Source organism: Frondihabitans sp. 4ASC-45, assembly GCF_049472575.1.
Classification (GTDB): Bacteria; Actinomycetota; Actinomycetes; order Actinomycetales; family Microbacteriaceae; genus Frondihabitans.
Map to the genome: position 1 here is coordinate 225,446 of NZ_JBCEBN010000002.1, position 14,450 is coordinate 239,895.

Here is a 14,450-nt window from a genome sequence, read left to right on the forward strand (position 1 = left end):
CGAGCCGGCATCAGAAAGGGCCTGAATGGACAAGCAAACAGACTTCGTTCTTCGCACCATCGAAGAGCGGGGCATCAAGTTCATCCGACTCTGGTTCACCGACGTGATCGGCACCCTCAAATCGGTGGCCATCGCGCCCGCCGAGGTCGAGGGCGCCTTCGCCGAGGGCGTCGGCATCGACGGCTCGGCGATCGAGGGCCTCACCCGGTCGTTCGAGGCGGACGTGCTGGTGCACCCCGATCCCACCACCTTCCAGATCCTTCCCTGGCGCGGCACCGAAGACCCCACCGCCCGGATGTTCTGCGATATCGCGACGCCCGATGGCGCGCCGGGTGTTTCGGATCCTCGGAACGTGCTCAAGCGGACCCTGGCGCGCGCGGGCGACCGCGGCTTCACCTTCTACACGCACCCCGAGGTCGAGTTCTACCTGCTCAAGTCGTCGAAGATCGGCCCGGAGGGCCCCGTGCCCGTCGACACGGCCGGCTACTTCGACAACGTTCCGGGTGGCACCGCTCACGACTTCCGCCGGCGCTCGGTGCGCATGCTCGAAGACCTCGGTATCTCGGTCGAGTTCAGCCACCACGAGGCCGGCCCCGGCCAGAACGAGATCGATCTTCGCTACGCCGATGCGCTGACGATGGCCGACAACATCATGACCTTCCGCACCGTGGTCAAGGAGGTCGCCATCGAGCAGGGCGTCTACGCCACGTTCATGCCGAAGCCGCTCCAGGGTCACCCGGGGTCGGGCATGCACACGCACCTCTCGCTGTTCGAGGGCGACGCGAACGCCTTCTACGAGGCGGGCGCCGAATACCAGCTCTCGAAGATCGGCCGCCAGTTCATCGCCGGCCTGCTGAAGCACGCCCCCGAGATCACCGCCGTCACCAACCAGTTCGTCAACTCGTACAAACGCCTCTGGGGCGGCGACGAGGCGCCGAGCTTCGTCACGTGGGGCCACAACAACCGTTCCGCCCTGGTACGCGTGCCGCTCTACAAGCCCAACAAGGGTCAGTCGAGTCGGGTCGAGTATCGCGCCATCGACTCCGCGGCCAATCCCTACCTCGCGTTCTCGCTTCTGCTCGCCGCTGGCCTGAAGGGCATCGAGGAGGGCTACGAGCTCCCCGCCGAGGCCGAAGACAACGTCTGGAGCCTCACCGACGCCGAACGCCGTGCTCTCGGCTACAACCAGCTGCCGGCGAGCCTCGACCACGCTCTCTCGCTCATGGAAGACAGCGAGCTCGTAGCCGAGACCCTCGGCGAGCACGTCTTCAATTACGTGCTGAAGAACAAGCGCCAGGAGTGGAAAGACTACCGAGCACAGGTCACGCCGTTCGAGCTGCGTTCGAACCTCGAAATGCTGTAGCCGAGCCGTCTCCGCGGACGACGACACCGACAACGACGACGAGCCCCACCGTGCCCCGATCAGCCACCGCGCTCTCGGATCTGGCACGGCTGGGGTTCGCCGATCTTCGGGCGAGTCGCGATCGCCTCGACGAGTTGATCGACCGGGAGCCCCTGGTTGAGAGCTACGTCGCTGCGATCTCTCGGAGTGCAGACCCGGATCAGGCTCTCGTCCGCCTCGGTCGACTGATCGAGCGCGCCCCCGACGAGACACGGGTGTTTCTCGGAGCGGAGACCCTCCCGAGCCCCACGCGCGCCGACGAGCGTCCGGGCGATCGCCTCATGCTCGTGCTGGGTGCCTCCGAGGGTCTCGCCGACTTCCTGGTCCGGCGTCCGGCATCGCTCCGCGCGCTGCTCAGCAAGGTCTGGACCGTCCCGCATCAAGACGATTACGAGCGCGACCTGCTGTCCGCCGTCGGCGACCTCACCGGCGATGCCGCCCGCACGGCGGTGCGGGTCGCGTACCGCGAGTGCCTGGTCTCGCTCACGGCCTTCGACCTCACGCTCTACGACCCCGTGGCCGGGCTCGACGTGGTCGCGTCGGCTTTGGCCGACCTCGCGGGTGCCGCGCTCGAGGCAGCCCTCGACGTGGCCCGCCGCGAAGTCGCGTTCCCCGCCGACGAGGTCGCCCGAACGAGGCTCGCCATCCTCGCCATGGGTAAGACGGGGGCGCGCGAGCTGAACTACATCAGCGACGTCGACGTCGTCTTCGTCGCAGAAGGGGCGGATGGCCTCGAGTCCGCTCGCGCCGTCGAGATCGCGACCCGCCTCGCGATTCACACGACCCGGACGCTCTCCGACCTCGCCCCCGAGGAGCCCCTCTGGGAGGTCGACGCGAACCTGAGACCGGAGGGAAAGAACGGCGCCCTCGTTCGCACCCTGTCGTCGCATCTCGCCTACTACGAGCGCTGGGCGAAGGGATGGGAGTTCCAGGCACTCCTCAAGGCCCGGCCCATCGCGGGCGACCGCGAACTCGGCTCGGAGTACGTCGAGAAGCTCGCGCCCCTCGTGTGGTCGATCGCGTCAACCGAGAACTTCGTCGAGTCGACCCAGCGCATGCGAGAGCGAGTTACAGCGCACATCCCGTCCGCGGAGGTCGATCAGCAGCTGAAGCTCGGCCCCGGGGGCTTGCGCGACATCGAGTTCACCATCCAGCTGCTGCAACTCGTGCACGGTCAGAACGACCCGTCGATCCGGCAGCGCTCGACCCTCGGAGCGCTGGGTGCCCTGGCGGCAAAGGGCTACGTCGGACGGGCCGAGGCGGCCGAATTCAACCGCGACTACCGCGAGCTCCGCCTGCTCGAGCATCGCATCCAGCTCTCGCGAATGCGACGGACGCACCTGATGCCGACCGACGAGGAGGCCCTCCGCGTTCTCGCCCGGGCCACGGGGCTGGCGACCAGCGCGGCAGGGCTCGTTGAACACTGGCACGCCATCAAGAGGAGGGTCCGCAGCCTGCACGAGCGGCTGTTCTACCGCCCTCTTCTGTCGGCCGTGGCTCGCCGCCCCGATGCCGACCTGGCGCTCACGACGACGTCGGCCATAGCTCGACTCCAGGCGATCGGCTTCCGCGACCCCAAGGGCGCGCTGGGTCACATCGCGGCGATGAGTGCGGGGGTCTCGCGCCGCGCCAGCATCCAGCGGCACCTGCTGCCGGCCATGATGCAGTGGTTCGCCGAGGGCACCGATCCCGACTTGGGCTTGCTGGCGTTCCGCCGCCTGAGCGACGGACTGGGTGAGAGCTACTGGTTCCTCCGCATGCTCCGCGACTCGTCGGGCGCCGCAAAGAGACTCACCACGGTCTTGTCGTCGTCGCGCTTTGCGGGCGATCTGCTCGAGCGCATCCCCGAGGCCGCGTCCTGGCTCGAAGACGACGCCGATCTGCATCCCCGGGCCCTGCCGACGTTGCTCGACGAGGCGATGGCGACGGTGGCGCGTCACGACACCTCGCTCCAGGCAGCCACCGTCCTGCGGACCGCCCGTCGCCGCGAGATCCTCCGTCTCGCGCTCGGGGCGATCGTGGGTGTCATCACGGTCGAACAGCTCGGCAAGGGCCTGTCCGACATCATGTCGGCGGCCATCTCGGGTGCACTTGCCCTCGCCCGACGCGACGATCGACTCCGACACGGGGGAGACGACCTCGAGTTCGCCGTCATCGCGCTCGGGAGGTACGGCGGAGAAGAGCTGGGGTTCGGCTCCGACGCCGACGTGCTCTACGTCTTCCGATCCGATCCCGGCACCCCCTCGGCGCAGCAGCGAGCGGCGCAGATCGTCGCCGATCTCAAGAGGTTCACCGACGACCCTCTCGTGCCCCTCGACCTCGACGCCGATCTCCGCCCCGAGGGCAAGAACGGCCCCGTCGCCCGATCGCTCGACAGCTATGCCGCCTACTACGCCCGCTGGGCTCTGACCTGGGAGGCCCAGGCCCTTCTGCGCGCCCGATCGGTCGCGGGCGACGACGACCTGCGCGTCGCCTTCGAGGCCCTCGCCGACACGGTCCGGTACCCCCAATCGCTCTCTGAGCAGGATGTCCGCGAGGTCAAACGGTTGAAGGCCCGGGTCGAATCGGAGCGCCTGCCGAAGGGCGCCGACCCGACCAGGCACCTGAAACTCGGTCGTGGGTCTCTCAGCGACGTGGAGTGGTTCGTGCAGCTGATCCAGTTGCAGCACGCGGGCTCCGTCGAGGCGCTGCGTACGACCTCGACGCTCCGCGCTCTGCAGGCTGCTGTCGACACCGGGTTCGTCGCGGAGACCGACGCGGAGCGCCTCCGGGAGGCCTGGCTGATCGCCTCCCGGGCCCGATCCGCCGTCATGCTCTGGACTTCCCGCACCAGCGACCTGCTGCCCTCCGACCGTCGGCAGCTCGAGGCCGTCGCCCGACTGCTCGAGTATCCCGCGGGCTCGGCATCCGACCTCGAAGAAGACTATTTGGCGGTCACGCGTCGGTCGCGTCAGGTGTTCGAGGCGGGTTTCTACGGCATCGAGAAGTCGCCTCGACCGACGAGCTGACGCGTTCCTCCGAGCTCGACACGCCCGAGATGCACTCTGCGTGAGGATTGCTCTCACCGGATTAATCCGTACCCCGAAACCACCCCTTGTACCCCGAACAAGATGACGGGGAGGTTACGCACGTGAGTCGCCCGATCACCCGGTGGTGAGAGGCCCGAAATGCAACCGTAATAGTGGGCCACTGAGAAAGACCCCTCGAAACACACCCGGATCCTTGGCTCTGATCAGCACTTTTATTACACCCCAGGATCCGCCCTACCACGATCCGCTCGACCCCGCGGTGGAGACCCCTCGCACCCCGATACCGACCAATCACCTGTCAGCACTTTGGGCGACACGTTTCGGGGGACTTCGACGTACCCCGATCCGGCCGATGCCACCCCACTGTGAGGGACAGCTTGAAACGCCCCCGGCCATGGGTTAGAAATTCACTACCCGAACGACCGATTCCCCGATGACGCGGAAGCCACCCCCTTTCCACCACAGCAGGCGGCATCGTGCTCACGTTCATCCTTCAAATCCGTCATGAGATCCAGGGTCACCCCGAGGTCTACCTCTTCACCGTCTACTCGATCATGATCTGGGTCCTCTGGATCATCAAGGTCGTGATCTCGCGCAACTACCGCCCCTTCACCGGGCACTACACCGGCACGACCAGCGTCGTGGTTCCCGTCGTGGACGAACCGGAAGACCTCTTCCGCGACGTCATCGGCCGCATGGTCGAGCAGAAACCCGATGAGATCATCGTCGTCATCAACGGCAAGCCGAACCCGGTGCTGCAGGGCATCTGCGAGGAGTTCGCGCCGCTGGTGCAGTGGACTCACACCCCGATCCCCGGCAAGCGCAACGCTGTCATGATCGGCACGGAGCTCTCGACCGGCGACATCACCGTGCTGGTCGACTCCGACACCGTGTGGACGGAAGGCACGCTCGAGGAGCTGCTCAAGCCGTTCGCGCAGGCCAACGTCGGTGGAGTGACCACGCGCCAGCGCATCCTCGAGCCCGAGCGCTCCTGGATCACCCGCTGGGCCGACTGGCTCGAGAACAGCCGCGCGCTCTACTCGATGCCCGCTCAGAGCGTGCTCGGCCAGATCGGGTGCCTTCCCGGTCGCACCATCGCGTTCCGCCGCGAGATCCTCGTCCGCGTCATGGACAAGTTCATGACCGAGAAGTTCATGGGCGTCTTCCTCGAGGTGAGTGACGACCGCACCCTCACGAACCTCACGCTCAAAGAGGGCTACCGCACCGTGTACCAGTACACGAGCCTCGTCTACACGGATGCACCGCTCCAGATCAAGAAGCTGTTCAAGCAGCAGCTCCGCTGGGCTCGCGGTAGCCAGTACAACACCCTCCGAATGATGCCGTGGATGCTGGGGCACGCCCCGATGCTCGCGTTCTTCTTCGCGATGGACATCGTCCTGCCGTTCGTCCTCCTCGGCGTCGTCGGCGGCTGGATCTACAACGCAGCCACGCACCAGGGCACGAACCTCTACACGGGCATCCTCCACGAATACGGATTCCGATCGGGGGTCGTCGCGATCGTCGTTCTGATGGTCGCCTCGTCGGTGCTCAGCATGGCCATCAGGCAGATGCGCCACCTCTCCGAAAAGCCCGGCGATTTCATCCGCCTGCCCGTCTTCATCATCGTGTCGACGTTCTTCCTGATGCCCATCCGCATCATCGGCTTCTTCCGCATGGGCCACTCGGCCGGCTGGGGGACCCGAGCCGGGGCCTACTCCGGCGGAGTCGTCACCGAGGAGGTCCAGCACGAGGTGGATCGCCGCGAAGACGCGATGGAGACACCCCTCGACGCCCTCGAGGCTCAGTTCACCGATACTCCCGGCCAGCCCACCGTCGACACCCTGTTCGACTTCGGCACGTCCGACGCCCCCGAATCGGGCACCGTGCTCGTCAAGAGCCGCCGCCGGGCCAAGACGGCCGTCTCGGCCGCTCCCACCGCTAAGGCGCCCGCCCGACGCAAGCTCAACCCGAAAGCCGCATGGCCGTACCTGATCGGTGCCGTCATCATCATCCTGGAGGCTCTCTTCATTGTCTGACTACTCATCCGGCGGAGTCACGCCGCTCAGCACGGGTGGGGCCTTCTGGTCGACCGGCAAGAAGAACTCCCGCCGTTCCGCCCTCGGCGCCACCGCCATCGTCGTCCTCCTCGGGCTCATCTCCTGGATGGTCTGGATGTCGCCCACCGACAACGTTGTGCGCAAGGTCGTCGGCGACGTCGTCCAGCCGATCTCGACCAACATGGCTCTCAAAAACGATCGTGCCGACCTGCTCACGCAGCTCGTGTCGTCGAAGTCGCAGCTCACCGATCAGTCGACCGAGATCGCCGAGCTCAAGAAGCAGCTGGCGGCGGCCGACGGTAAGTCGGAGTCGCTGTCGTCGAAGCTGTCGAACGCCAAGGCCGCCCAAGCTCAGACGTCGGGCAAAGCCGACTCGCTTGCCAGCCAGCTCGCCGCAGACGGAGGAAAGACCGCTGACAGCGGTGCCGCCACGCTCGGCGGTGGCAGCATCAACGGCGGAGCGTCGACGGGCACCGATTCCGGAACGGGAACAGGATCCGGCGCCGGAACCGGCGCCGGGTCGGGAGAAGGAACCGGTGCAGGAAACGGTGGCGGAACAGGCTCGGGTGGCGGTTCCGGCGGGGGAGACACACCCATCGGACCCATCGTGACGCCGACCCCCAGCCTCGCCTCGATCAAGAACCCCACGAACCGCTACTTCGGCCTCTACACCGCGCAGTCGCCGTTCAGCTGGTCGGAGTTCGACGACGTCAGCTCGAAGGTCGGCGTTCAGCCGAACTCGGCCGGCTACTTCCAGGGATGGGACAAGGACTTCCGCGCCGACGCCGTCCAGCGCTCATGGGCCAAGGGCGATCTGCCCATCATCACCTGGGAATCCCAGTCGTCGACGGCCGGCAACAACCAGGCCGATCAGCCGGAGTACTCCCTCGGCAACATCATTCGAGGCGACTTCGACACCTACCTGAAGAAGTACGCCGCCGACATCGTCGCAAGCGGCCAACCCGTCGGCATTCGCCTCGATCAGGAGATGAACGCGACCTGGTACCCCTGGTCGGAAGACGACGGCCACGGAAACTCCGTCAACGGCAATTCGGCCGGGCAGTACGTCGACATGTGGAAGCACGTCCACGACATCTTCTCCGCCCAGGGCGCTAATGACTACGTCAACTGGATCTGGGCTCCGAACCGCGTCAACAACCTCACCAAGACGCACAAGACGCTCGAGTACACGAAGTCGCTTTATCCGGGAGACGCCTACGTCGACTGGATCGGGATGTCCGGGTACGAACGTCCGTCGGGCGACGGGCCCCAGGACGGCTCGTTCGAAGACACCTTCGCCGACACGCTCGCTCTTCTCCGGAATGTGCCCGACACCTCGAAGCCGATCTTCCTGGCGGAGATCGGAGCCACCGAGGGCGGGGGCCTCAAGGCGGGCTGGATCGACAAGTTGTTCACCGCGCTCTCGCTGCCGGAGAACAAAGACATCATCGGATTCTCCTGGTTCAGCCTGACGGTCACCACGACTCTGAACAACCAGCTCGTTACCAACGATTGGCGCCTGAACTCGACCTCGACGGCTCTGCAGGCGTTCTCTGCCGGCATTGCTCGTTCAGACATCAAATACTCGCTGAGACCGGTGAAGTCCACTCCCTAGAGTCACTCGCTCAGCAACACCCTCGGGGCTGGCGCCCAGTTGGTCCGCCAGCCCCACCCCTCGACAGAAACAGCCCCACCTAGGAGATCACCATGAGCACTCCCAAGAAGACCAGCGACGTCTCTCCGTCGACCGACGCAGCGGCTGCGGGCAAGGGCCTCAAGCCCGTCATCTCGGTGATCGGCACCGGCTACCTCGGGGCGACTCACGCGGCCGCCATGGCCGAGATGGGCTTTGACGTCATCGGCGTCGACACCGACCCCTCGAAGGTCGAGGCGCTCAGCGCCGGCCGCGTGCCGTTCTTCGAGCCCGGCCTGCCCGAGCTCATCGTGAAGCACGTCGGCACCGGCCGCCTCCGCTTCACGAGCGACCTGCCCGACGCCGTCTCGATGGCCGACGTGCACTTCATCTGCGTCGGCACGCCGCAACGCCGGGGGAGTCATGCCGCCAACCTGAGCTACGTCGAGGCCGCGACGAAGGCTGTCGCGGAGTCGCTGAGCCACGACGGCATCATCGTCGGAAAGTCGACGGTGCCGGTCGGCACCGCAGCCAAGCTCCGCAAGCTCGTCGCCGACGCGAAGCCGGCCGGCGTCGAGACGCAGGTCGTCTGGAACCCCGAGTTCCTCCGCGAGGCCCACGCCGTCGAAGACACGCTGCGCCCCGACCGCATCGTGTTCGGCGGCACCGACGCGAAGAGCGAGGCGATCCTGCGCGAGGTGTACGCCGAGCCGATCGCGACCGGCACCCCCGTCATCTCGTGTGACCTCGCCACGGCCGAGCTGGTCAAGGTCAGCGCCAACGCGTTCCTCGCCACGAAGATCTCGTTCATCAACGCGATTTCCGAGCTGTGCGAGGTCGCGGGAGCCGACGTCCGCGTTCTCGCCGACGCGCTCGGTTACGACGACCGCATCGGCCGCAAGTTCTTGAACGCCGGCCTCGGCTTCGGCGGCGGTTGCCTCCCGAAAGACATCCGTGCGCTGATGTCTCGGGCGAACGAGCTCGGCGCGCACCGTGTGGTCGGCCTCATGCAAGAGGTGGACGAGATCAACATGCAGCAGCGCCAGCGGGTCATCGACCAGGCGATCGACGCGTGCGGCGGCTCCGTCCTCAACCGCAAGCTCGCTATTCTCGGAGCCGCCTTCAAGCCCGACACCGACGACGTGCGCGACTCGCCGGCCCTCAACGTCGCCGCGGCCCTGCACCTGCGCGGTGCCCAGGTGCTCGTGGTGGATCCTGAGGCCTCCGCGACAGCGCAGCGCAGCTTCCCGACGCTCTCGTTCGCCGACAGCCTCGACGAGGCCGTGACCGACGCCGACGCCGTGCTCTTGCTGACGGAGTGGCCCGTGTTCGTCAACGCTGACCCGGAGCACCTGGCCGAGCTTGCTGCCAACCCCATCGTGCTCGACGCCCGCAACGCGCTCGACACCGAGGTGTGGTCGGCCGCCGGCTGGGAGGTCCGGCCCCTTGGCGGACGCACGGTGCCGCGTCAGCGCCAGGCGTTCGAGAGTGCCGCGCTCGCCCTCTAGAGGTTCCCGAGCCCGGGTGGCTGCTGCACGGTGATGCGTGCGGACCCGCCCGATCTGGCGCAACCCGATACGCCAGTGAGACCCCGTTCCGACTCGCGTCGGGGCGGGGTCTTCGTCTCTGCCCTCTGCGGTGGCGCCCTCGTCCCGGCCCCGCCTTCGTGTCTCACTTGCAAATTTGAAGGAAAAACTCGCCGCGACGGCCCGGGATCGGCGATAACTGGCCCGGGCTGGCCTGTTTCTCCTTCAAATTTGCAACAGGCCCACGAAATGCGCCGGCCCCGCGCGCGAAAGGGCCCGCACCCTCGAAAGAGTGCGGGCCCCGGAGGCACGACGACTTAGACGCCGAAGTACATCTCGAATTCGAACGGGTGAGGACGCTGCGCCATCGGCAGGATCTCTTTCTCACGCTTGTACGCGATCCAGGTCTCGATGAGGTCTTCGGTGAAGACGTTGCCCTTGGTGAGGAACTCGTGGTCCTCTTCGAGGGCGATCAAGGCGGCGTCCAGCGAGGCCGGAACCTGCGGGATGTTCTTCGCCTCTTCCGGGGGAAGCTCGTACAGGTCTTTGTCGACGGGCTCGTGAGGCTCGATGCGGTTCTGGATACCGTCGAGGCCAGCCATGAGCTGCGCGGCGAAGGCGAGGTACGGGTTCGACGCCGCGTCGGGGACGCGGAACTCGATGCGCTTGGCCTTCGGGTTGGTGCCCGTGATCGGGATGCGGATGGCAGCCGAACGATTACCGGCCGAGTAGACCAGGTTGACGGGAGCCTCGAAGCCCGGGATCAGGCGGTGGTACGAGTTGATCGCGGGGTTCGTGAATGCCAGCACGGCGGGGGCGTGCTTCAGCAGACCACCGATGTACCAGCGGGCGATGTCGGAGAGTCCGCCGTAGCCGTTCTCGTCGTAGAAGAGGGGCTTGCCGTCGCTCCAGAGCGACTGGTGGGTGTGCATTCCCGAGCCGTTGTCGCCGAAGAGCGGCTTGGGCATGAAGGTCGCAACCTTGCCCCAGAGCTCGGCGGTGTTCTTGACGATGTACTTGAACTTCAGGATGTCGTCGGCCGCGTGGACCATCGTGTCGAACTTGTAGTTGATCTCCTGCTGGCCGCCGGTGCCCACCTCGTGGTGCGCACGCTCGAGCTCGAGGCCGGAGTCGATCAGCTTGAGGCTGATGTCGTCGCGGAGGTCGGCCGTCTTGTCGACGGGCGAGACCGGGAAGTAGCCACCCTTGTAGGCGGTCTTGTTGGCGAGGTTTCCGCCCTCTTCGGCGCGGCCGGTGTTCCAGGCGCCCTCTTCGGAGTCGACCGAGTAGAAGGAGGCGTTCTGCTTGACCTCGTAGCGGACGTCGTCGAAGACGTAGAACTCGGCCTCGGGGGCGAAGAACGCGGTGTCGGCGATGCCGGTGGAGGCGAGGTAGCGCTCGGCCTTCTTGGCGACCTGACGCGGGTCACGCGAGTAGAGCTCGCCGTTGCGCGGGTTGAAGATGTCGAAGACGAGGATCAGCGTGCGCTCGGCGCGGAACGGATCGACGTAGCCCGTGGTGACGTCGGGGATGAGCTGCATGTCGGACTCGTGGATCGACGCGAAGCCGCGGATCGAGGAGCCGTCGAAGAGCTGACCGACCGAGAAGAACTCCTCGTCGACCGTGGATGCGGGGATGTTGAAGTGCTGCTGCACACCGGGAAGGTCGGTGAAGCGGATATCAAGGAACTTGACGTCAGTGTCCTTGATGAAGCTCAGCACCTCGGAAGAATCTTTGAACATACGCGAAGGTCTCCAATGGGCGTGGAACGTGGGCGAAAGCGGGACGCCTCCAGTCATGAGGCTATTGACGGGCCGTTTCGCCGCGGTGACCAAAATGTTTCCGGCATGTTACGCGTCGCTTCCGAGAGGGCGTCAGGATCCGGCCCGACCGCTCCCGGCACCCCCGCATCCGCGCCTCGATAGGCTCGTCTCCATGTCGAGCTCCGCCCCTCCGCCTCTGCCGCCCGAACCGAAGAAGTCGACGCCCTGGCCGGGTTTCGACCTCGGGTTGCCGCAGACGGGCCCGCGCTCGGTCGGCCGCCTCGGTCGGCGCGTCGTGGCGTTGATCATCGATTGGCTCCTCGCGGTGATCGTCTCGGTGGCGTTCTTCCACTACAACGAGTTCGCGACGCTCGCGGTCTTCGCGGTCATGCAGATCGGGTTCACCCTCACCGTCGGCGGCAGCATCGGCCACCTCGCGACACGGATGCGCGTGGTGCCCGAGACGGGCGGTGCCGTGCGCTGGTGGCGTCCGGTCGTGCGGACGGTGCTGCTGTGCCTCGTGATCCCGGCTGTCATCTACGACCAGGATCAGCGCGGCCTGCACGATCGAGCCGCCGGCACGCTGCTCGTACGCATCTAGATTCGCGCCAGCCAAAAGGGCACCCGACCGAGACGAACTCGGTCGGGTGCCCTTTCGCAGTCGCGACGTGAAGGTCAGCGCGGTCGGCCGGAGCGCACGCGCATCGGGTCGACGCCCTTGGGGATCGGGAGCTTGTTCTGGCCGAGCGAGTCGAGCCGGTTCGACACGGCAAGCACCTCGTTGCGGTCGATCGCCTTCTTGACCTTGTTCATCCGGGCCGCGAGGCGGTGCAGCGGGATCGAGTCGCCGTCGGGGCCGACGCTCAAGACCGTGATCGGCACTCCCGGTGTGATGCGCGCAACCTTGCGACGTTCTTCGTCGACGATGCGCTGGGTCTGGCCCTTGGTGCCCTCGGTGACGAGCACGACTCCCGGGCGACCCACGGCGCGGTAGACGGCGGCCTGGCTGCGACCGTTCACGGCGACGGGCATCTCGCTGGCACGCCACTGGCGACGGAGACCGCTCTTGAACACGGCACCGACCGCACCCGGCTGGCCCTCGATCTGCGAGTACGCGGCCCTCTCGGCGAGACGGCCGAGCACGATCATGAACAGCAGCACACCGAGCAGAACGCCGACGACGATGTAGAGGATCAGCCCGAGGATGTTGCCGCCCGCCACGAGCGCGAGCACGACACCGGCGACGACGGGGACGACGAAGGCGGCCAGCATCAGCCAGATCGACTTCGGGTCGTGCTTTCGGGTCATGGTGAAGACCTGGTACATCTGCTTGATGCGACCGGGCTCTTTTGCGGGGGTCGGAGATGCGTTCTCCGCGGACTTGCTACGTGCCATGCTGTCTAGGATACGGTCTTCGGGCCTCGCCGCACCTCCCGAGGCCTTGTCTCCCCAGGCCGGGCGGCCGAGCGTCCTCTCCCCAGACCGGCGACCACCGGTCAGCGAAGGATCCGAGGCGGTCACGATCGAGGGATGACCTCACCCCGTTCCCGCGACAGTCGCCTCGGCGAGCTCGTCGCCGCGGGCGTGAGTGCCGATGTGTACGAGTGGCTCGGTGGGGTCGGATCCTCGTCGCTCGTCGTCAAGATCCATCGTGGCGATGGTGCCGCCTCGCGCGCGCTGGCCGAGGCCGTGGCGCTCTCGGGGGCGACCCACCGGCACATCGTTCCTCTGATCGACGTCGCCCTCGTGGCGGGTGCCGATTCTCCCGGGTTGATCCTGCCTCGACTCGGCACCCGGTCGGCCTCGACCTTCGTGGCCGATCGCGGGGTGCTCGCGGCGGGGGAGGCCGTGACGCTCCTCGTTCCGGTGCTTATGGCGCTCCAGCATCTCGAGCGGTCACCCCTGGCACGCCACGTCGACCTCGTGAGTGGCGTCGGCCTGGGCAACGTGCTGCTCGATCGACACGGCGCACCCGTCGTCGTGGGTGTACGCGCCGCCCCGGCGCGGGGTCCGCAGCGGCTCGCCCGCCCACCCGGAGGGGCGACGGCTGCCGGGCGTCGCGCGGTTGAGCAGGTGCTGCCCGTCTGCTCCGGCATCGGGGCTGACCAGCGGCGGCGCTTCACGGAACTCTGCGACGAGTCGACAACGCTCGACGAACTCGTCGAGGCGCTCTTCGATCTCGCCGCCCCCGTCGCGCTCGACGACGAGGCTCCCTTCGAGATGGTGCCGGTGCACGACGAGGTGGAGACCATGCACCCGCTCGATGATCTCGTTCCGGGGCTGGCGACGCTTCGCACCTGGGCCCACCGCTCGACCGCGGGAGCCCACGCATTCGAGCTCGCTGCCCAGGCCGGAGCAGCGGCGCGACAGGTGCGGAAGCGCGTGTGGGTTCTGGCCGGCACCGTTGTAGGCTGCGCGGCGATCGGACTCGCAGTCGGTGGTGGAGGTGCTGGTGGTGGAGGTGCCGATGGTGGAGGTTCCGGTGGTGGAGGTGCCGGTAGTGCCAGCGACGATCAAGGATTAGCCGCGACGTCCGTTGAAAGCTCGGGCCCGCCGGATCGGGCCGCAGGAACGACGATGCCTGGGGGGATGGTGACAGCGACCCCGATGCCTACGACGTCGCCGCCGCCTGGCCCCCGAGCCGATCGACTCGATCGGGTGGAGGCTGTCCTGGCCGGCGATGACGCCGACAGAGCCGTTCGTCTCCTGCTCCGGCTCCGCGCGGACTGCTTCCGAGCGCTCGACGCCGAGTGCCTGGCGGGTGTCGACGAACCCGGGTCAGCTGCGCTGGCGGAGGATGAGCGGGTCGTGGCGGATCCTGCCCTTCTCGAATCCGTGCCAGAGCTCGTCGTCGGCACGGCCATCAACCGGCTGGGTGGAGTTGTGCTCTTCGACGCCACGTCGAGCAACGACAAACCGGCCTCCGTCTTCGTAGTGAAGAAGGAGGCCGGTTGGCGAGTGCGGTCGATCGACTCGGGCTGATGCCAGCGGCACCGGTCTCCGAGCACAACACCGCCGAACGGTGGTGGTCGGCCCGAAA

General features: G+C 66.9%; 9 protein-coding genes. 7 read left to right on the forward strand and 2 right to left on the reverse strand.

From position 1 onward, the window contains the following. Positions 1-25: 25 nt before the first annotated feature. From VH571_RS04665 to VH571_RS04685, 5 genes are all read left to right on the forward strand, one after another. On the forward strand, positions 26-1,363 hold the full coding sequence (locus VH571_RS04665; RefSeq protein ID WP_055958161.1) for a glutamine synthetase family protein: 1,338 nt from the start codon (positions 26-28) through the stop codon (positions 1,361-1,363). A 50-nt stretch (positions 1,364-1,413) separates the two neighbouring features. After that, on the forward strand, positions 1,414-4,410 hold the full coding sequence (locus VH571_RS04670; RefSeq protein ID WP_423263543.1) for a bifunctional [glutamine synthetase] adenylyltransferase/[glutamine synthetase]-adenylyl-L-tyrosine phosphorylase: 2,997 nt from the start codon (positions 1,414-1,416) through the stop codon (positions 4,408-4,410). Between the two features lie 497 nt (positions 4,411-4,907). Beyond that, positions 4,908-6,467: a glycosyltransferase gene (locus VH571_RS04675; RefSeq protein WP_423263544.1), complete on the forward strand. Its 1,560-nt coding sequence runs from the start codon at positions 4,908-4,910 to the stop codon at positions 6,465-6,467. After that, complete coding sequence (locus tag VH571_RS04680) at positions 6,460-8,103, forward strand: glycoside hydrolase family 26 protein (RefSeq protein ID WP_423263545.1); 1,644 nt, start codon at positions 6,460-6,462, stop codon at positions 8,101-8,103. The genes VH571_RS04675 and VH571_RS04680 overlap by 8 nt, the downstream gene beginning before the upstream one ends. Positions 8,104-8,195: 92 nt before the next feature. Then, entirely contained in the window at positions 8,196-9,629 is a 1,434-nt protein-coding gene (locus VH571_RS04685) for a UDP-glucose dehydrogenase family protein (protein WP_423263546.1), read from the forward strand. Between the two features lie 335 nt (positions 9,630-9,964). On the opposite strand, the gene glnA is transcribed toward VH571_RS04685, so the two are convergent. Further along, positions 9,965-11,389 carry a type I glutamate--ammonia ligase gene (glnA, locus tag VH571_RS04690; protein ID WP_055958150.1) on the reverse strand — a complete coding sequence of 475 codons (1,425 nt, stop codon included), beginning with the start codon at positions 11,387-11,389 and terminating at the stop codon, positions 9,965-9,967. 193 nt (positions 11,390-11,582) lie between these two features. On the opposite strand from glnA, the gene VH571_RS04695 reads away from it, so the two are divergent. After that, positions 11,583-12,011, forward strand: a complete 429-nt coding sequence (locus VH571_RS04695; RefSeq protein WP_055958147.1) for an RDD family protein — start codon at positions 11,583-11,585, stop codon at positions 12,009-12,011. Between the two features lie 74 nt (positions 12,012-12,085). Here VH571_RS04695 and VH571_RS04700 read toward each other — a convergent pair whose 3' ends face one another. Further along, a complete protein-coding gene (locus VH571_RS04700; RefSeq protein ID WP_423263547.1) occupies positions 12,086-12,805 on the reverse strand; it encodes a DUF4191 domain-containing protein in 720 nt (239 codons plus the stop codon). A gap of 135 nt (positions 12,806-12,940) precedes the next feature. Here VH571_RS04700 and VH571_RS04705 point away from each other — a divergent pair, with 135 nt between their 5' ends. After that, positions 12,941-14,392 (forward strand): hypothetical protein, encoded by a 1,452-nt coding sequence (locus tag VH571_RS04705; RefSeq protein WP_423263548.1) that lies wholly within the window; start codon positions 12,941-12,943, stop codon positions 14,390-14,392. The last annotated feature ends 58 nt before the right edge of the window (positions 14,393-14,450 follow it).